Annotated in this window: 16 protein-coding genes and 1 pseudogene; 6 read left to right on the forward strand and 11 right to left on the reverse strand. The window is 43.1% G+C overall.

All coding sequences use genetic code 11. From position 1 onward, the window contains the following. The first annotated feature begins 13 nt into the window (after positions 1–13). The gene (locus WDV74_RS01480; RefSeq protein ID WP_338884173.1) at positions 14–2107 is read left to right on the forward strand and encodes a TonB-dependent receptor; all 2094 of its coding nucleotides are present in this window, start codon (positions 14–16) and stop codon (positions 2105–2107) included. 91 nt (positions 2108–2198) lie between these two features. Here WDV74_RS01480 and frdD read toward each other — a convergent pair whose 3' ends face one another. From frdD to frdA, 4 genes are read right to left on the reverse strand one after another with little or no spacing between them, the layout of a single operon-like run. Continuing rightward, complete coding sequence (gene frdD, locus WDV74_RS01485) at positions 2199–2555, reverse strand: fumarate reductase subunit FrdD (protein ID WP_273571106.1); 357 nt, start codon at positions 2553–2555, stop codon at positions 2199–2201. Between the two features lie 13 nt (positions 2556–2568). Beyond that, positions 2569–2964 (reverse strand): fumarate reductase subunit FrdC, encoded by a 396-nt coding sequence (gene frdC, locus WDV74_RS01490; RefSeq protein ID WP_338884174.1) that lies wholly within the window; start codon positions 2962–2964, stop codon positions 2569–2571. A gap of 14 nt (positions 2965–2978) precedes the next feature. Next, complete coding sequence (locus tag WDV74_RS01495) at positions 2979–3713, reverse strand: succinate dehydrogenase/fumarate reductase iron-sulfur subunit (protein WP_338884175.1); 735 nt, start codon at positions 3711–3713, stop codon at positions 2979–2981. After that, positions 3706–5502, reverse strand: coding sequence for a fumarate reductase (quinol) flavoprotein subunit (gene frdA / locus WDV74_RS01500; RefSeq protein ID WP_338884176.1), 1797 nt, complete (start codon positions 5500–5502; stop codon positions 3706–3708). The genes WDV74_RS01495 and frdA overlap by 8 nt, the downstream gene beginning before the upstream one ends. 711 nt (positions 5503–6213) lie before the next feature. Between frdA and epmA the strand changes: the two genes are divergently transcribed. Then, positions 6214–7191 carry an elongation factor P--(R)-beta-lysine ligase gene (gene epmA / locus WDV74_RS01505; protein WP_189759582.1) on the forward strand — a complete coding sequence of 326 codons (978 nt, stop codon included), beginning with the start codon at positions 6214–6216 and terminating at the stop codon, positions 7189–7191. Between the two features lie 73 nt (positions 7192–7264). On the opposite strand, the gene glpQ is transcribed toward epmA, so the two are convergent. Both glpQ and glpT read right to left on the reverse strand, forming a co-directional pair. Next, the gene (glpQ, locus tag WDV74_RS01510; protein WP_338884177.1) at positions 7265–8341 is read right to left on the reverse strand and encodes a glycerophosphodiester phosphodiesterase; all 1077 of its coding nucleotides are present in this window, start codon (positions 8339–8341) and stop codon (positions 7265–7267) included. Positions 8342–8951: 610 nt separating this feature from the next. Then, positions 8952–10304 (reverse strand): glycerol-3-phosphate transporter, encoded by a 1353-nt coding sequence (glpT, locus tag WDV74_RS01515; protein ID WP_338884178.1) that lies wholly within the window; start codon positions 10302–10304, stop codon positions 8952–8954. Between the two features lie 979 nt (positions 10305–11283). Between glpT and WDV74_RS01520 the strand changes: the two genes are divergently transcribed. The 3 genes and pseudogenes from WDV74_RS01520 (at position 11284) to WDV74_RS01530 (ending at position 13038) form a co-directional block, all read left to right on the forward strand. Continuing rightward, complete coding sequence (locus tag WDV74_RS01520; RefSeq protein WP_338884179.1) at positions 11284–11589, forward strand: hypothetical protein; 306 nt, start codon at positions 11284–11286, stop codon at positions 11587–11589. Next, positions 11577–11759, forward strand: coding sequence for an MbtH family NRPS accessory protein (locus WDV74_RS01525; protein ID WP_273571095.1), 183 nt, complete (start codon positions 11577–11579; stop codon positions 11757–11759). The genes WDV74_RS01520 and WDV74_RS01525 overlap by 13 nt, the downstream gene beginning before the upstream one ends. A 185-nt stretch (positions 11760–11944) precedes the next feature. Continuing rightward, positions 11945–13038, forward strand: a pseudogene (locus WDV74_RS01530) (Fic family protein). A gap of 70 nt (positions 13039–13108) precedes the next feature. Here WDV74_RS01530 and WDV74_RS01535 read toward each other — a convergent pair. Together WDV74_RS01535 and WDV74_RS01540 are read right to left on the reverse strand one after the other, a co-directional pair. After that, positions 13109–14209: a glycerol dehydrogenase gene (locus tag WDV74_RS01535; RefSeq protein ID WP_338884180.1), complete on the reverse strand. Its 1101-nt coding sequence runs from the start codon at positions 14207–14209 to the stop codon at positions 13109–13111. A 195-nt stretch (positions 14210–14404) separates the two neighbouring features. Further along, positions 14405–15073, reverse strand: a complete 669-nt coding sequence (locus tag WDV74_RS01540; protein ID WP_338884181.1) for a 7-cyano-7-deazaguanine/7-aminomethyl-7-deazaguanine transporter — start codon at positions 15071–15073, stop codon at positions 14405–14407. Positions 15074–15241: 168 nt separating this feature from the next. Here WDV74_RS01540 and tusA point away from each other — a divergent pair, with 168 nt between their 5' ends. Next, positions 15242–15496: a sulfurtransferase TusA gene (gene tusA, locus WDV74_RS01545; protein ID WP_338884182.1), complete on the forward strand. Its 255-nt coding sequence runs from the start codon at positions 15242–15244 to the stop codon at positions 15494–15496. A 256-nt stretch (positions 15497–15752) separates the two neighbouring features. On the opposite strand, the gene WDV74_RS01550 is transcribed toward tusA, so the two are convergent. The 3 genes from WDV74_RS01550 to WDV74_RS01560 all read right to left on the reverse strand — a co-directional run bounded on the left by WDV74_RS01550 (position 15753) and on the right by WDV74_RS01560 (position 19495). After that, a complete protein-coding gene (locus tag WDV74_RS01550) occupies positions 15753–18113 on the reverse strand; it encodes a zinc/cadmium/mercury/lead-transporting ATPase (RefSeq protein ID WP_338884183.1) in 2361 nt (786 codons plus the stop codon). A 262-nt stretch (positions 18114–18375) separates the two neighbouring features. Then, a complete protein-coding gene (locus WDV74_RS01555; RefSeq protein ID WP_338884184.1) occupies positions 18376–19002 on the reverse strand; it encodes a lysoplasmalogenase in 627 nt (208 codons plus the stop codon). Between the two features lie 211 nt (positions 19003–19213). After that, complete coding sequence (locus tag WDV74_RS01560; protein ID WP_338884185.1) at positions 19214–19495, reverse strand: DUF1145 family protein; 282 nt, start codon at positions 19493–19495, stop codon at positions 19214–19216. Between the last annotated feature and the right edge of the window lie 30 nt (positions 19496–19525).

Here is a 19525-nt window from a genome sequence, read left to right on the forward strand (position 1 = left end):
CACTTGAAAATAAATGTCCAAAATTACCAAAATTTACGCTAGCCTGGCTAAAAATGGCTTGTGTGTTCCTTTGATGTCTGCATCTATGCTGACAGTGGCTATCTCTACCAACGCATTTGCAAATGTTGAAGAGGCGACTAAAAAATCGACTAAAACTAGCGATATACTGGTTGTTATTGCAGATAACAATGCCCAAGATACACCAGAAGATAGAAAAGTCAGCCGTAATGAAATCAGAGTTAAACAAGCACAAAGTGTTGGTGAAATTTTAAAGAATGTACCGGGTGTACAAGCCGGTCACCCTAGCGCGATAGGACAACGTTTTAAAATTCGTGGCATGGATGATCAATTCATCAACGTGACGATTGATGGTGCAAGGCAAGAAGGATATCACTTCCACCACGCAGGAAATTATGGCATTGATCCTGAAATGTTGAAGCAAGTTGATATCAAAGTTGGTAGTAACAGTATTACCTACGATACCGGTGCTATTGGTGGTGCATTAAAATTTGAAACTGTTGATGCGGGTGATCTGTTAGAGCCAGGGCAATTGTTTGGTGCCAAAGGAAAATTAAACTACTCAAGCAATGGTTCTGAATTCCAACAATCCTTAGCGACCTATGGTCGATTGGGTGCTGTTGATTTATTAGGTTACTTTACCCATCGCAATATGCATGATGCTGAATCTGGTAGAGATAGTTATGGGCGAGATTCAATTCCGACGGACGGGAAACTGATTAATTATTTATTAAAAGCAAAATTCAATCTGACAGATGAGCAATATATTAATGTATCAACGGAACATTATAAGAATGATGCTGATACTAACTTTAGGTTGAATTTTGGTGATGATATTAATGAAGGGAAAAAAGGGAAGTATGCTATTGACCGTAAAACCCATAATATCACTTATAGATATACCCCAGTCGATAATGATCTCATTGATTTAAAAATATCTGCCTATCACACTGAACAGGCCTTTACCCATATGAGAGAAATCACCGGAAATGGGAAAGGATTTGATAGTATTGTTGAAACCCAAGGTATTAAGGTTCGTAATACTTCTAGTTTTGATACTCAGAAGTTAGCTCATGCTTTAATCTATGGGTATGAATATTTTGATACCAGAATGGCATACACTGATGTAACAGAAAATGCATACAAAAAAGAAACAGAAAGAGGAAATGCATCCTCCATTTATTTAGAGGATGATATTCAATTTGCTAATTTCCATATCATACCGGGTATCAGATGGGATCACTATAAATATCATACGATTAATAAACAGAATGAATTATTTGATAGAACCTATTCCCACGTCTCAAAAGCACTCGGGGTGAAATACGAGCTTGGGGCATCTACAACATTATTTGCCAATTATACCGAACTCTTTAGGGGTCCATTGGGCAAAGAAATTGGTTTGGGACGAACTGGCCATAATGATAACTTAAAGGCCACAACCGGTTACAACTTAGAAACTGGATTGGTAGGTTCTTATCCTGACGTTTTTGCTGAAAATGACACATTGATGGTTTCAGGTAAGGTATTCCAAACGAATTTAAAAAACCTGTCTACAACTTTAGCTAAGAGGGAATTACACAATATCCCAAAATCCAGATTAGAAGGGTTTGAATTAGCGACAGGCTATAAACTGGGTAATCTGTCCTTAAAAGCTACTTATGCTAAAGTCGACAACAAGATTATTCAAGGTAATGAGCTGATTAATAAAGCGTTTACCAAAGGATTAGAGTTTGAGCCATCAATCGGTGACTCTATCACTGTGGGTGGTAGTTATCTATTTGAAAAAACTGACATTGAACTCGGCTGGAATACCCGCTTTGTGATGTCAAAAAATTCAAAGGGTAAAGAAAAAAATGAGAACAAAGAAGACATTATTGTCGATGTCAATAAACCAGGATATGGCGTAAGTAATATGTATATCTCTTGGGCACCAAAATTAGGGGTATTTAAAAATACCGAACTCTTGTTTGGTATCGATAATATCTTCGACAAGCGTTACAACGAACACTCTTACTATTTGAATACTACACGAGGACAAGAAGAAAAAGGCCGCACATATAAAGCGACAATTTCTTATAAGTTCTAATGAACAGACCTTAAAAGTATCAAAAATACCTTTCGTAACAAGTCTGCGGATAAACCGCAGACTTTTTTCTGACATTATTTTCAATTCACAATTACAGCGTAAAAATCCCAATCAGGGCGATCACAGTCAAAATCGCGGCTGCACCATAAAATACCCACTTACTGGCAGGAATAGGGATTTGCAGATCGTGCATACCATGATGCAGGCGGTGCAAACCGCACCATAAAGGCAAGCTAATCATCAACAGTAAAAAGATGCGGCCAATAAAACTTTGGCAAAAGGTCAGGATACGTTCATAAGAAAGCGCTTCTGGCGCCAATCCCAGTGGCAGCAAAATACCCAGCAGCAGAATGATTGCTGGTCCAACAATCGCGCTCCACATACCGCCGGCACCAAATAGCCCCCAGAAAATCGGTTCATCGGAACGTTTAGGTACTTGATTCATCAGCTCCTCCTTGGGATTAGAAAAACAGGGCTACGCCGAGGATCACGACAGTAGCAATAATCGTGATTGTCCATAGCAGCTTGATAATCGGCTCTGGCGGCATTTTCTCATTGTTAACGATAATATTGAGAGCCTTGGGCGCCAGCTCAAACCAGGTTTTGGTATGCAGCAAAGTAGCCAGCAGGGTAATGATATTAATCAGCAATACCAGTGGATTTTGCAGAAAAGAGACAAATCCCGACCAGCTTTCAGGGCCACCTTTCAGGGAAAACAAGCCGTAAAGTACCAGGACACTGAACCAAATGGTGGGGATGGACGTTCCTTCACGCAACATATAAAAGCGATAAAAACCGAGTTTACGCCACCAGTTAGCTTCCATACCACGCACATAAGGCTTACGTTTTGTTGTCATTACTCTCTCCTCCCTTATTGTGGTTTCAGCATGGAGATAAGAAAATCTTTGGCGCTTTCTGCTTTGCTCTGTTGGATCGCACCGGCTGGATCAACATGTTTCGGGCACACTTCAGAGCAGTAACCGACAAAAGTGCAAGACCAGACGCCATTATCGCTGTTGATTTGCGGCATACGTTCTTTCTTGCCGTGATCGCGGCTATCAAGGTTATAGCGATGTGCCAGAGTGACTGCGGCAGGCCCAATGAATTCAGGATTCAGGCCAAATTGAGGACAGGCGGCGTAGCACAGGCCGCAATTGATACAACCAGAAAATTGATGATATTTTGCCATCTGGGCAGGTGTTTGCACATTTGGGCCATCGGCGGGTTTGCGATCATTGCCAATGATATAAGGCTTGATAGCTTCCAGGCTCTCAATAAAGTGAGTCATATCCACAACCAGATCCCGCTCAATGGGGAAATTACCTAGTGCTTCGACTTTCATTCCTTGAGCATAATCGCGCAGGAATGTTTTACAGGCCAGTTTTGGCACACGGTTTACCATCATGCCGCAGGAGCCACAGATTGCCATGCGGCAGGACCAGCGGTAGGAGAGGTCAGGCGCCAGATTGTCCTTGATATAACCCAATGCATCCAGTAGTGAAGTTTGTTCATCATAAGGCACTTCATAAGTGACGAAATGGGGTTCATTGTCAATTTCCGGGTTATAGCGCATGACTTCCATTTTCAAATTGTTCATCTCAGCCATTCGCTTGCTCCTTCTGTTTTTTCTCTTGTGCTGCCGCCTCCCCCCCATAGACGCGTTTCGCAGGTTGAGATTTGGTGATCTTCACATCACTGTATTCCAGACGTGGGGCACCCTCTGGGTTATAGAACGCCAGTGTATGTTTCAGGAAATTCGTATCATCACGTTCGGTACAGCCTTCATCAAGACGCTGGTGGGCGCCGCGGGACTCTTTGCGATTCATGGCAGAATGCGCCATACATTCAGCAACGTCCAAACCAAATCCTAATTCAATGGTGTAAAGCAGATCGGTATTGAATACACTGGAACGGTCGCTAATTCCGATATGTTTGAACCGCTCTTTCAATTCGGCAATTTTATCAATGGTTTTCTGCATGAGTTCTGGTGTACGATAAATTCCGCAGCCTTCTTCCATGGAGGTTCCCAGTTCATCGCGGATTTTCGCCCAGTTTTCACCACCCTTCTGGTTCAGCAATTGATTGAGTTTATCTTCAACATCACGAGATTGAGCATCCAATACGCTATTATTGGCGGGTTTCACTTCCTGGATATGTTTGACTGCTTCTTCACCGGCCAGGCGGCCAAAGACAACTAATTCAGCCAGCGAGTTAGAGCCGAGGCGGTTTGCACCATGCAAACCAACAGAAGAGCATTCACCAATAGCGAACAATCCCTTGATGCGAGTTTCACACTGTTGATTGGTTTCGATTCCGCCCATCGTGTAATGTGCCGTTGGACGAACAGGGATTGGTTCTTTGACCGGATCAACGCCGACATAGGCTTTTGCCAGTTCACAGATAAAAGGCAGGCGTTCGAGCAGCTTTTTCTCACCTAAATGACGCAGATCCAGATGCACTACATCGCCACGCGGTGTTGCGATAGTGCGGCCTGCCTGCCATTCATGCCAGAACGCCTGAGACACTTTGTCACGCGGGCCTAATTCCATATATTTGTTTTCAGGGTGTCCAAGAGGCGTTTCTGGCCCCAGACCATAATCCTGTAGATAACGATAACCCTCCTTGTTCACCAGAATCCCGCCTTCACCACGGCAGCCTTCGGTCATCAAAATACCGGAGCCAGGCAGGCCGGTTGGGTGATATTGCACAAATTCCATATCGCGTAATGGGATACCGTGACGGAACGCAATTCCCATACCATCACCCGTCACAATGCCCCCATTCGTGTTATAACGGTATACACGCCCGGCACCGCCAGTTGCCATAATGACTGCATTAGCGCGGAGCTGAACTTTCGTCCCTTCCACCATATTCAGCGCAACCAATCCGCGTGCCTGCCCTTCATCCACCAAAATATCGAGGACAAAATGTTCATCAAAGCGCTGGATTTGTGGATATTTGAGCGAAGTCTGGAACAGTGTATGGAGCATATGAAAACCTGTCTTATCGGCAGCAAACCATGTGCGCTCAATTTTCATGCCTCCGAAACGACGTACGTTTACAGAGCCATCATCCTTGCGACTCCACGGGCAGCCCCATTGTTCCAGTTGGATCATTTCTGTCGGGCAATGCTTGACGAAATACTCAACCACATCTTGCTCACATAGCCAGTCACCACCGGATACCGTGTCATTGAAGTGAAAATCATAGGAATCGTGCGCCTGAGTGACAGCGGCGGATCCACCTTCTGCGGCCACAGTATGGCTACGCATAGGATAAACTTTTGAGAGCAAGGCGATTTTGAGTTGGGGATGGGTTTCAGCAGCAGCGATGGCGGCTCGTAGCCCTGCACCACCGGCTCCGATAATCGCGAGGTCGACATTGAAGGTTTGCACTGCTCTTCTCCATTGTTCAAGTGAGAGTCAATCTACTATTTTTTTATGGTTTAATTATAGCGAAGAGTGTCGGGGGTAAATTTGATATGAATGTGGGTTTTGCTGGATTTTGCCGGTAAAACGTGATCTAACGCATATTTTTACTGATCCAAATGTTGCAGTTAATAAATGCCTAACTACATCAAGAGGATTTATATAAAAGTAACCATAAGATTAATTTGGATAACAAACAGGTTGTTATTATAAATTTATACCATTACCGTCTTTTTTATTAACGGCTTATACCAAATCAACTTCAATTTTCAGCTTGCAAGTCAATGTGATTATTATATCTCCTCGCGTAGTGGGGAGATATAAGGCGTATCTTGAAAGGCGATTGGTCTATATTAGAATGCGGATTTAATTTAGATATTAATAGAACAAAAATAAATTTAATTAAATTTTTTTATTTATAAATAAATGGATAACAAATAGAGTGAATAGCTCTTAAAATTAAAAAATTAAGTGTATAAAGAATAAGAATATACGCATTAAACTTAAAGTCGCAATTTACAACACGATATGAAGCTTGATTTCTCCCCGCTTCGCGGGGAGAAATCACATGCATATTGAAGTTAGATTGGTATATAAAGAAATTGAGGACAATGAATTGTCTGGTAGGCTTGATGAAGGTAAACTGCGCGTTTTGTTTTATTTTGGAGTCATAGAAATATGAACGAAAACGCGAATTGGCAGCCAAGTGCCCCTATCGCCAATTTATTGAAAAGGGCAGAGATTTTAGCAGAAATACGGCGCTTTTTCGCAGATCGTGGGGTGTTGGAAGTTGAAACACCTGCCATGAGTCAGGCGACTGTCACCGACGTTCATCTGGTCCCTTTCCAGACACAGTTCGTTGGACCGGGAGCGGCAGATGGCTTGACTCTATACCTGATGACTAGTCCTGAATACCATATGAAGCGCCTGCTGGCAGCTGGCAGTGGTTCCATTTATCAGATGGGAAGAAGTTTCCGCAATGAGGAAGCGGGTCGTCATCATAATCCAGAGTTCACTATGCTGGAGTGGTATCGTCCGCACTACGACATGTATCGCTTGATGAACGAAGTAGATGATCTGTTACAGCAGATCCTGGATTGTGAAAGCGCTGAATCGCTGTCTTACCAACAGGCCTTTATGCGATATCTGGATATTGATCCCCTTACCGCAAGCAAAGAAAAATTGCGTGAAGTTGCGGCTAAGCTTGATCTCAGCAATATCGCTGATCAGGAAGAAGATCGGGATACCTTATTGCAGTTACTTTTTGTCATGGGGGTAGAAACTCAGATCGGCATTGAAAAACCGACGTTTATCTATCACTTCCCAGCCTCTCAAGCGGCATTGGCAGAAATTAGCAAGGAAGATCACCGTGTTGCGGAGCGTTTTGAGGTCTATTTTAAAGGTATGGAGTTGGCGAATGGTTTTCGCGAACTAACCGATAGCAATGAACAACGTCTTCGTTTTGAACAGGATAACCGTAAGCGTGAAGAAATGGGCTTGCCGATTCAGCCAATTGATGAATACCTGCTTGCTGCCCTTGCTCACGGAATGCCTGAATGTGCAGGTGTAGCATTAGGGGTTGATCGTTTGATTATGCTGGCATTGGGTGCTGAACGGATTAGTGAAGTTATCGCTTTTCCTGTGGGGATCTCGTAGCAAAATCATTTATGCCATCAGCCAAGGGGCAGTCCTAGACTACCCCTTGGTTTTTCTACATTATTTGCACTGATTATTTATGCTCGTGGTGTTTTCTCAGGAACTTCACTGCCAAATCAGGGAAATCTGTGAATGCCCCATCGACATTGGCTTTGTCGAAAACGATATCAAACAATTGGTTGCCGCTGGTGGCATATTTTGGCAATTGATCGATACGGATGGTATACGGGTGTACCGCCAGATGGCTGGCGTGAGCTTCTTTTACCATGCCAGTTAATTTAATGTGCTTTGGCGTAGAGTCACTGGCGATAAGCATATGGTAATCAGGACCAATTCCATCAGCATATTTTGCGACTTCTTTCATCGCGCCAGGTTTAAACATCCAGTCATAACTATAATTCTGCCATGTACCATCTGACTTTTGTTCGTAGGTTTCGTTCCAGTCAGTGTAAGCGATAAGCTGAATCAGTTTCAGATCCATCCCCAATTTCGGCTCCAGTTCATTTTTGATGCGTTTGAGTTCATTGGCATCAAAACATTGCAGATAAACTTTATCGCTCTTTTTGGTGTAACCATATTGTTTCAGGACTTCCAGCACTTTGCGGGTGATATCTTTGCCTTCCTGGCGATGGAACCACGGCGCCTTGATTTCAGGGTAGATGCCAATATCTTTACCCGTGGATTTATTCAGGCCTTGAATAAACTCCAGTTCTTCCTGGAAGGTATGAATGTGAAAATCAGACTTACCCATCGGGAAACGTCCGGGATAGCTTTGGACTTTCTTGCCATCTTTGATATCAAAACCTTCCGTAAATTTCAGTGATTTAATTTCTGGCAGGGTAAAGTCTATCGCATAATAGCGACCGTCAGCACGGGCGCGGTTTGGGAAACGTTCTGCGACATCTGTTACGCGATCAAGATAGTGATCGTGCAATACAATGAGCTGGTCATCTTTGGTCATAACCAGATCTTGCTCAAGATAATCTGCGCCTTGTGCATAGGCCATTGCTTTGGCGGGTAATGTGTGTTCAGGTAAATAACCGCTAGCGCCACGATGGGCGATAACAATCTTATCTGCTGCATGTGCAATACCTGACATGGATGATGCTAACAGAATACCAGCCATAATAGCCTTAATCGGGGTCTGCATTGAGATTCTCCATTTATTCTAATAAAAGTCTTAAACAAAAAATTAGGTTACTTACTGTCTTACTGATTTTTCGTCAGTCGCCAGAAAAATAGGGTGATCATTCGAGTCGATTTTTATAGAAAATAATGACATAACACAATCCTGAATATTATTTTTATCAGCGGTATGTCACAGTTTTATGACATAAAAAATTTTCTCCATGTTCTGTTTATATCCCGTTTTATTTTGGCTGTCATTAAATTAACAAAATCACCATATAAGATGGTTTTTTTATTACCAATGAAAGATGTAATATACCCATCTCACTTCAAGATGCGTGTGATTTCATATCGTGTTGTAAATTACAACTTGAAGTTTAATGCGTATAGAAAAGCATTGGCTTATATAATATGAGAATAGAGCATGTAAAATATAGAGTTCCGATTAAAATAGAGCATCTTGAAAGTGTTAAATCAAAAGACTGTTAATACCGTATGGATATAAAGAAGATATCCATAAGTAAAAGTAAGCAATATATTTAACGCTGTATAACATGATAACCCATGAAATCGCAGTACAAGAGCGTTGTACTGCGATTGATGTGGTTATTAATCAGCGTATTGCAATGATATTACTGACCTTGACGGGCAATTTCCTGCTTATGCTTATTTTCACTCAACATAACAAGCAGCAGCAGAATAACCGAGAGGATACAACCGCCGATCATGACCATAAAGCCGCCGTCCCAACCGAAGTAGTCAACGGTATAGCCGACGATGATACTGGCCGCAACCGAACCGCCCAGGTAGCCAAACAAACCGGTAAAGCCTGCGGCTGTGCCTGCTGCTTTTTTCGGTGCTAATTCCAGGGCATGTAGGCCGATTAGCATCACCGGACCGTAAATCAGGAAGCCGATAACCAGCATACAGATCATATCGATATCAGGATTACCTTCTGGGTTTAGCCAGAATACGATAGTGGCGATGGTGACAAGGATCATGAAGAATACGCCCGTGGCACCACGGTTGCCTTTAAATACTTTGTCCGACATCCAGCCACACAGCAGCGTACCCGGAATACCTGCGTATTCATACAGGAAGTAAGCCCAGGAAGACTTATCCATGGTAAAGTCTTTCACTTCCTTCAAGTAAGTTGGTGACCAGTCAAGAATACCGTAGCGCAGTAAGTATACGAATACGTTGGCAACTGCAATCATCCATAGCAATTTATTCGGTAAAACGTACTGCATGAAAATTTCTTTTGCTGTCAGTTCTTTTTCGTTTTTTTCCGTATAGTCAGGTGGATAATCGTTTTTATACTCTTCAATAGAGGGTAAGCCACAAGATTGTGGTGTATCGCGCATTAAAGCGAAAACAATGAGTGCCACGATGATAGCCGCAAAGGCTGGCATGTAGAACGCGGCTTTCCAGTCATTGAACCAGGCCATTCCCAACATGAACAGTAATGGTGGCACGCCGCCGCCAACGTTATGTGCACAGTTCCAGACAGAAACAATTCCACCACGCTCTTTCTGTGACCACCAGTGAACCATGGTACGCCCGCAAGGAGGCCACCCCATACCCTGGAACCAGCCGCAAAGGAACAGCAGAGAAAACATGATAGCAATGCTGGAGGTCGCCCATGGTACAAAGCCCATAATCAGCATCACTACCGCTGCCAGTATCAAACCCGCGGGCAAGAAAACACGTGGATTCGAGCGGTCGGAAACGGAACCCATGATGAATTTTGAGAAGCCGTATGCAATTGAAATCCCTGATAATGCAAAACCAAGATCTCCCTTAGAAAAGCCTTGTTCGATCAAGGAAGGTATGGCGAGAGCAAAGTTTTTTCTTACCAGATAGTAAGCTGCATATCCGAAGAAGATCCCCATAAAAATTTGCCAGCGCAAGCGACGATAGAGTGGATCTATTTCCTGCGCAGGCACCCGAGCCTTATGAGGCGCCGGCTTGAAAATACTTAACATATTTTTTGTCTCCACATGACTTTTGTATGAGCGAATCACCACCATCAAGCAATGATGGCGTTAAACGAAAAATTTTAACTATTTATTTTCTATATCGAAGCTAATATTAGCTGAAAACAACCTTATCTGACTGTGAGGTATCGCTAACATATAGATATAATTTCGAAAAGTCGATAATTTTGAGTGATTTAGCGCTTTTTTTGAATACAAATTATTTATATTAGTGTGATAGCAGTCACAATAAACGGCTTTTGGGCTATTTTTTATTTTTGCCCGTTTAAAGTTTGTATATATTCTCGACCAAATAAAAGCTCATTATTATTAGGGGAATTTGGCTGATGTAGTAACCATTGAAAAGTCAGATAAATATAATTCACACAAACGTTTCTATTATAAAAATTATTTAATAAATAACTGTTGGCGTTTTCTGTCTGCTTTTTTTAACAAGTGGTGCTGTTTTCCTGATGGTGTTATTTAAATAACATTCTCATTTGTATATGTGATTTGTTTTTATTTACATGCTTTGCGTTTTTTATAACGTGGTTATAAATAAAATGTTTGAAATTAAAAGTCAAAATAATAGATATTACTACAAATAGTTATTCATGCTGCTGACAGCAGTTTTCATGCAGAGTTGGATAACTGTTTTACGATATAAATTTCAATAATATCAGTTGGTTGATTGGTTTTGGTTGCAGGTTGTATAGGCGTAATACCTCCTGTCTTCCAAATAATCATGGTTTTTATATAAGTTGATTGTTTAATTAATAAAAGATTACAAATTAATACTAATTAATATATTTATTAAATTCGCAATAAATTTTTTCAATTTATTTTTTTAATCCAGTTAGCGTCAACATAAGGTATTTGAAAATACTGAATGTGGACAAAAATTGGAAGATAACGACTACCAGCATTAATGCCCCTACTCATCATGAAAAATGATGAAACCAATGGGGTTCAGAATGAGAGCATCATTATGAATACTGACACACACAAGGCAATATTACACACAGCATTTACTACTGGGCAAAAAAAATCTTCCGTTGTTGAAGCTGAATTTCATCGTAATATCAGTCATATGACAGCAGAACTTGAACCGTGCTTTAAGAACGTTCCTTCGGGGAGTCGTGATTTTTCCCGAATTCGAGCGCTTGCTACAGTATTACTGACGGGGGTGACCGGATATGTCCACCAAATATTACGCTATCTGATTGGTATTGGATTCTTACCGGCAGCGCTTTCAAAAAGTTGCAATATGGAGGCTGTATCATGGAACGATTAATCAGAAAAGAAATCATGAATTGGATGATCGTTACCAATGGTAAACAGCATTATTCAGTCTGGCCTATTGAGTATGAGATCCCGCAGGGATGGATGGTCATAGGCAGAACAGGGACGAAAGAAGAATGTTTGAGTTATATTACTAAAATTTGGCAGGAGCCAACAAGATAGACATTGTTAACCAAGTTATGGGCATGTTCCTTCGGGTTCATGCCCGTTTTATTTCGCCAGTAAGTTTCGGTCAGTGAGTCAATTAATTATGCTATTCGCCTCATTTTGTGAGGCGAATAGCGTTGTTATTTGCCTCATTCTATGAGTAGAATGATTAGACTATTGGCGTCATAAGGTGGAATTCAATGTGGATCTGGGAACAAAAAAATTGGCCTAATTTCCAATGGGATGAGCATGTACTGAATCCTATTTTGCGGGAAATTCACTTTAATCAGGGGGTGCTATTAGGAAAATCTGACGTTGAAAGTACAGAGCAAGCAACACTGGATAATCTTCTTGCCAGTATCCTCTATTCCTGTGAAATAGAAGGTGAAAAGTTGAATGCAGCATCAGTACGCTCTTCATTGGCAAATCGATTCGGGATCAGTGAAGCTAAGCCCTATCCAACCAGTGAGCAGACCGATGGTATGGCAGAAATTGCCTTTGATGTGGTGGTGAGATATAACGAATCTCTGACGCTAAATCGCCTTTTGAAATGGCACGAATTGATGTTTCCCGCGGATTATACTTTGTTTAGTCCCATTAAAGGTGGTCAACTGCGGCACGGGGGATGCAAGTCATCTCTGGTAGAATAGATAATCCTATTGTTCATTTTGAAGCGCCACCTGCCGAAAAATTGCAGGGAGAAATGACACAGTTTATTACCTGGTTTAATCAATCTCGTCATGAACTCTATCTTGATCCGATTTTGCGGGCAGCAATCGTACATTTATGGTTTGTCACGTTGCATCCAATGGAAGATGGTAATGGGCGCATTACCCGTTTTTTGACTGATTTAGTATTGGCGCAAGGTGAAAGCCGTTCGATTCGATTTTATGCCATGTCAGTAAGTATTTGTGAACGCCGTAAGCAATATTACGAAATACTGGAACAGACTCAGCGTGGTGATCTGGATATTACCGATTGGATGGTGTGGTTTCTGCAAACACTCAATAGCACCCTTATTGCTAAATTGAAGCAAATTGATGACCTAGTGAAAAAGACTCGATTCTGGCGTCGTGTTGATCAAAGCCAGCTCAATCAGGAACAAATAAAAGTATTGAACAGAATGTTAGATGCTGATTTTCAACAAGGTATTAATAGCAGCCAATATCAAAAAGTGGCTAAAGTGAGTCGTGCAACTGCGACCCGACATTTAAATCATCTAACAGAACTCGGTTGTTTGGAAAAAACTGAGGCTGGGGGTCGTAGCACACGTTATATTATTCATCATATTTGAATCTATTTTGGTCAAACTCTTAGGGCGGGAATTCCCGCTCTAAGAGCAATCGAATTAATTTCGCAATCACTTAATACAACCAATCTTTACCCACTTGGTCTGCGGCCAAAATTGCGGCGTAAACGTGTTCTGGTGTCACAACAAATGGCATATTGTGAATGGTTTCACCTTCGGCACAACTTGCGATAGCGACTTGCATGATTTTTTCATGCAGTTTCTCATTATCACGTAAGCCCAATTGCTCCAGTGTGACGGGTAACCCGACCTGTACACAGAAATCGAGCACAGTTTCCAATTCTTCACTTGGGCTATTTTCTAAGATCAATTGTGTCAGAGTTCCAAACGCAACTTTTTCGCCATGATAGAGATGATGACACTCTTCCAGCACGGTAAAGCCATTGTGGATGGCGTGAGCTGCTGCTAATCCTGCACTTTCAAAACCAATGCCACTCAAGTAGGTATTTGCTTCCACAATATTTTCAACGGCTGGTGTACTGACACCGGCTTCTACCGCCAGTTTTGCTTTATAACCTTCCGCCAGCAAGGTTTCATAACACAGTTTTGCCAATGCCAAACCTGTGGTGGATGTTGCACCGCCAGCCATGGTTGGTTTGTGGGCTGTACTGCTGGCTCGTGCCTCAAAATAGGTGGCGAGTGCATCTCCCATACCTGCGACAAGCAGGCGAACCGGTGCCTTAGCAATGATATTGGTATCCATTAGCACGATGTTTGGATTTTGTGGATAGAACAGGTAGCTGTCGAATTCACCGAGTTCAGTATAAAGAACGGAAAGGGCACTGGTCGGTGCATCGGTTGAAGCAAGGGTAGGAGAAATAATGACGGGTATTTTGGCTTCGTATGCAACCGCCTTGGCAGTATCAATCGTCTTTCCTCCCCCGATCCCGATAACAGCCTGACATTGTTGTTTCAACAAAATGGCAGACAAGCGATAGATCTCATTGCGGCTGCACTCACCATTGAAAAGTTCGAAATGGCTAGTCACTTCGTGTTCTTCGAGACTCTGGCTGACGGTATCCCCAATAAGGCTCATCACGAAATTATCAGCAATTACGAAAACATGGTCAGCAAGTATTTTGGTATATCGACCAATGTGAGATAACGCACCTGGCCCTTGGATATATTTGGATGGAGACTGGATCACTTTCAGCATAAGAAATATTCCTTCTTTACCGGAAACTAGGCATAGAGTGTCACAATACTGGCGTAGGGCAAGTTACGCATTGCCCCTCCACACTATACGGCAAAATATGCAGAGAAGTTATGAGCAAAAGCAGGAAATGAGTGATGTGAGGGGAAACGCTGGCGGAACGTTTGTTCCCCCCTGATTGACTCAGGGAGGATGTTTTTAGTTGGCTTTGGCCAGGATTTTTTCTTCTGTTTGGGCGAAAAAGTATTTCAGGATTAAGTTCAACAGAATGCCATAAGCAGGCAGGAAGAACAGCATGCAGATAAACAGCTTGAAAGCATAATCCACTAACGCAATTTCTACCCAGTGGGTTGCCATAAATGCATCCGTGCTGCGGTAAAACGCGATAAAGAAAAAGGCCAGTGTATCAAGCATATTGCCGAAAAACATGGCGGCAGCCGGCGCTATCCACCAGCGGCTTTTTTGGCGAAGACGATTGAAAACACCAACATCTAATATCTGGCCGAGCACATAGGCCATAAAGCTAGCGGCGGCAATGCGAGCGACAAACACATTAAAGGTTCCCAACGTCTCGAATCCTTGCCAGATCCCCTGGAAAAACAGAGCCGAAATCAGATAAGAGATCAGCAATGCCGGCAGCATAACGGAAATAATGATCCGGCGCGCCAATGGCGCACCATAAATACGCACGGTCAGATCAGTTGCCAAAAAGATAAAGGGAAATGTAAATGCTCCCCAAGTGGTATGAAAACCCAAAATTGAGATGGGTAATTGCACCAGATAGTTACTGGAAGTAATGATCAAAATGTGAAAAAGCGACAGCCAGATCAAGGCCGTAGCCCGCTGTTGCGTAGTTAATTGCAGCATATTGTACCTTTTTGGTGGCTGGGGTGAGGGAACCCAATAAATCCATTTACCTGACGATCAGGCGGTGGGATCATACGTGTGTTATGCAATAAAAGTAAAGTACGGCAGTTGACGATATTTTGTAATATAATCCATTGCCATAGATTGTTTGAACCTACAGAGATTGTTATGTCCGATGTTTTTGCCAACCCTGACAAAACACTTGATACGTTGGGATTACGTTGCCCGGAGCCAGTAATGATGGTGCGCAAAGCTGTCCGCCATATGACTGTCGGTCAGACGTTGTTGGTCATTGCGGATGATCCGGCAACAACCCGCGATATTCCGGGGTTCTGTCGCTTTATGGATCATGCGTTGATCGCCCAAGAGACAGAGCAAACTCCGTATCGATACCTGCTCAGAAAAAGCGAAAATTCTGTTTAATTGAGAAAGGACTATATAATTAACTGGCGAAAAAAAGGAGCCGTGCTAGGATTTAAACATGGCATTTGGTTACTTATCTATCACCTCGCTGGATGCCATATTTTCTTTTTCCTTTAATAGCAACCTTTTGTAATTAATTATGATTTTGAAAAGGTGCATAATAATAGTATTAATATGCACCTTTTCAGTTTGTTATTTACCTTTGCCACGTTTCCATCCATCTGCTTGTGGCAATGTAGGTTGAATATTCCGTGTATTATTTCTGTGGTTTGCTCCTAAGTAGCCGAACTGCGTTGGCTGTTACCAAAGCCGTGGCTCCTGAATCGGCCAGAACGGCCATCCATAGTCCGGTAATACCCAATAGACTCGTGATAAGAAATATCGCCTTTAATCCTAACGCAATGGTGATATTTTGACGGATGTTATAATGGGTTGTTCGGGACAAGGCGATAATTTCAGGTAAACCCGTCAGCCGGTTATGCGTCAGGGCGGCGTCAGCTGTTTCCAGTGCAACATCAGTACCGCTGCCCATAGCAACACCTATCGTGGCCGCTTTCATGGCTGGCGCATCGTTGATACCATCACCAACCATCATGGTGCGGTGTTTTTGGTTCAACTCAATGACCGCTTTCACTTTATCTTCAGGCAACAACCCGGCGCGATAATCAATGCCCAGTCGATTCGCAATAGCTGCCGCGGCACGGGGATTATCTCCAGTCAGCATGACTGCATCGACACCTTGTTTTTTCAGAATACGGATAGTCTCTATGGCATCCTGACGCAAGGTATCTTGCATTGCTATCAGCCCCATAAGTTGCCCATTTTGTATGACAGCAACGGCTGTTTTTCCATTGTCTTCCAGCTCAGTGACTCTCTTTTTCCATTGTTCGGACAAAGTATTTTCCGGCAATCTTCCAGGGGCTGCGACGAGAATTTTTTGCCCCGATAATTGCCCTTCAACTCCTATACCAGCCAGCGCCTTGCGCTGTTCTGCTTCAACAATTGTCACACCGCTGTTTTCTGCGGCATTCAGGATAGCTTTTGCCAGTGGGTGATGGGAGCCACTCTCTACAGCACCCGCCAGTGCCAGTAAGGTTTCTGTACTGACGTTTTCCACCGGTTCAATTTCAGTAACCTGGGGTTTGCCTTCGGTCAAGGTTCCGGTTTTATCCAGTGCAATGGTGCGCACTGAACCAAGTTGTTCCAAGGCTGCTCCACCTTTGATGAGGGAACCACGACGGGTTGCTGCGGCCAGCGCGGAAGTAATGGCGGCGGGCGTCGAGATGACTAATGCGCAAGGGCAACCAATTAACAGCAGAGTCAGGCCACGGTAGATCCAGGTTTCCCATGAGCCAGCAAAAAACAGGGGTGGGATCATTACCACCAATGCTGAGAACAAGATAATCAGCGGAGTATAGATACGACTGAAACGGTCGATAAAGCGTTCAATCGGTGCGCGGCGCTCTTCCGCTTCTTCAATCAGTTGTAGAATGCGGTCAATGGCGTTGTGACCCGGTTCAGAGATCACTTTCATCTGTACGGCACTATCAACAGAAAGGCAACCCGCGGCGACTTTTTCTCCTTGCTGCCGTTCAACCGGAACCGATTCACCGGTTAGGGCACTTTCATCGAAACTGGCAAAGGGGCTGAGCAGTTCGGCATCGGTAGGTAAGCGTGCACCGGGGGCGATTTCGATGATATCCCCTGGACGCAGATCCGCCGCTGGCACGGTTTTCTTTTTTCCATCCTTAATAAGTAGGGCTTGTTCAGGAACTAATGCCATCAAGGCACTGACGCCGCGACGTGCGCGTCCGGCGGCATAGGATTCCATTATTTCCCCCAACTTGAACAGGAGAATAACCATTGCCGCTTCTGCGGTAGCATCAATAAACAAGGCACCGATGGCTGCAACACTCATCAACGTTTCAATGGCGAAAGGTGTGCCAGAACGGATCAGTTTGATGGCCTTGGTCGCTACCGGATATAACCCAATGAGTGTAGTGATGATGAAAGCAATCTGCCCTGCGGGGGCATTCGCTTTTGCTATTCCCCAACTGACGAACATCAAGGCGGCTAGAATCAAAATAGGGGAGAAAGTCTTCCAGTGACTGACTGCCGGAGGCAATTTAGATGCCGAACTTGCCTCTTTGATGGCAAAGCCGGCCTGTTTTACTGCTTGTTCAACGGCAGCACGGATATCAATATCAGCATCGACTACCAATTTCTCGGTTGTAAACAGAACCTTGACCTGTCTGGCTTCTGGCAGTTTTTTGACAGCATTTTCGATCTTTCCTGCACAACTTGGGCAATCCATGCCTTGGATAGTCCAATTAAAACGTTGTCTCGCGGTTAATTCGGTGAGAACGTTATCCTGCATAGTATGTGCATGATCGTGTGAACAGTGTGCACCATTATGTTCATGGGAGTGTGCTGTGCCAGTAGAACAACAAGAAGAGTTATGGTTTGGCGTGGGAGAATGATGCAAATGTTCGTGGCTGTGATCGTGATGTTGATGTGAATGTTCACTTACATTATTGGCGATAGCCTGATGTCCATCTTTTTGCAAAGATAGAGAATTGTGCTGTGATTGCTTATGTTTTTTGGACGTGGATAACATAGGCGACCTCTTAAATAGAGTTAATCTTAATCATTAAGATTAACTCTACACGTTGGAGTAAACTCCAGAGTCAAATCCAATAAGAGGAATTATTTTGATGATTTGTGCTATTTGCAACCATCAATGCCCTTCCTTTTGATGTTACCTGCTCTCCAATTCTTTGGTTATAAAATTCGCCGTAAATCCATCGCACAGACGGTTACGGCCTGGGAAGTGGGAAGCCCCCCGATAGGGCGGGGAGCGGTCACTAAGAGTTAAGCTATCATAGGAATAGTGAACGAATAATCAAAAAATGCCCGATAAAACCACAGGTAGCAACCATCGCTTTTGACAGTTTAAAAGGGAAACGATACTGAGCAATGATATTGATACTGTGTGCGAGGAGTAACAGGATAGCGCCGGAGATAACAGAGAAGTAGCTGTCGTTGCTGAGCGAAAAATATTGTTCTCCGGCAACCCAAACCATCAGTAGCGCCATAATGAAGCTATCAACTACCCGCCAACGCATATTATCTAGACGACTCCAGACTGTCAGTATGATCACAATGCCAACGACCAGCAAGATCAAAGGTAGCGGGAAGAAAAAACTAAAGCCCATATGTAAGGCAAAGCTGATAGTGTATAACAGGTAACTCAAGAACAGAGTGATGAATGAGAATAGTAAATACTTACCAGGGAGCATGCGGAGCGTATCAGAGAGCAAAGCAGTCAGAAGGCCCGCAATGATAAGGTAACCTGAAACCTCAAGGTTGGGCGCTTGGCAAGCCCATAATAGTAAAAGTAACATAGTGACGGGGCGGAAAACCCATTGCTGCCAGTTGGTGCCACGATAGGCAGCGTCAATATATAACCACCCAGAGAAAAACACAGCAAGAAATGGCCAACTCATATTTTTCCTTTCCTCAAAGTTCAGCGCCTGTTTTGTCAGGCAATTTTATTTATGATGGATTTGGTACGGAGAGTATCTTGATCTATTAATATTAATTCATTATTAACGAGAAAATAACGTTTTATTATCAAAAGCAAAGAACGTCAATGAGTAATTACGCGGATCACTCATTGACGAAGGAAAAATAAGATGAACCACTGGGTATGGGAAGTTACTCTTTCTCCCGTTGTTTTTCTTTTTGTTGTTTCTTTTGCCAGGCCAATAATTCAAAGACGCCAAAAAAGAAGATCTTAGTCTGGAGAAAACCAGACAGCTTTTGATCTTTAGGCTGGGAGTTTTTCAGCAGTAGTAACTGAAAAGCATGCATGAGTACCGTAAATACCATTGCAATATCCATAAAATATCTCAATGGCTTAGGGAATGGGTGAAACAAATTGAAGATCATGATCCCCCAAACTAAGATCATGATCCCTCTTCCTAATTGAATAAACATCATCGACTCCAAAAGCGTGTTTAAACCGTT

This window comes from Xenorhabdus sp. TH1 (assembly GCF_037260955.1).
Classification (GTDB): Bacteria; Pseudomonadota; Gammaproteobacteria; order Enterobacterales; family Enterobacteriaceae; genus Xenorhabdus; species Xenorhabdus griffiniae.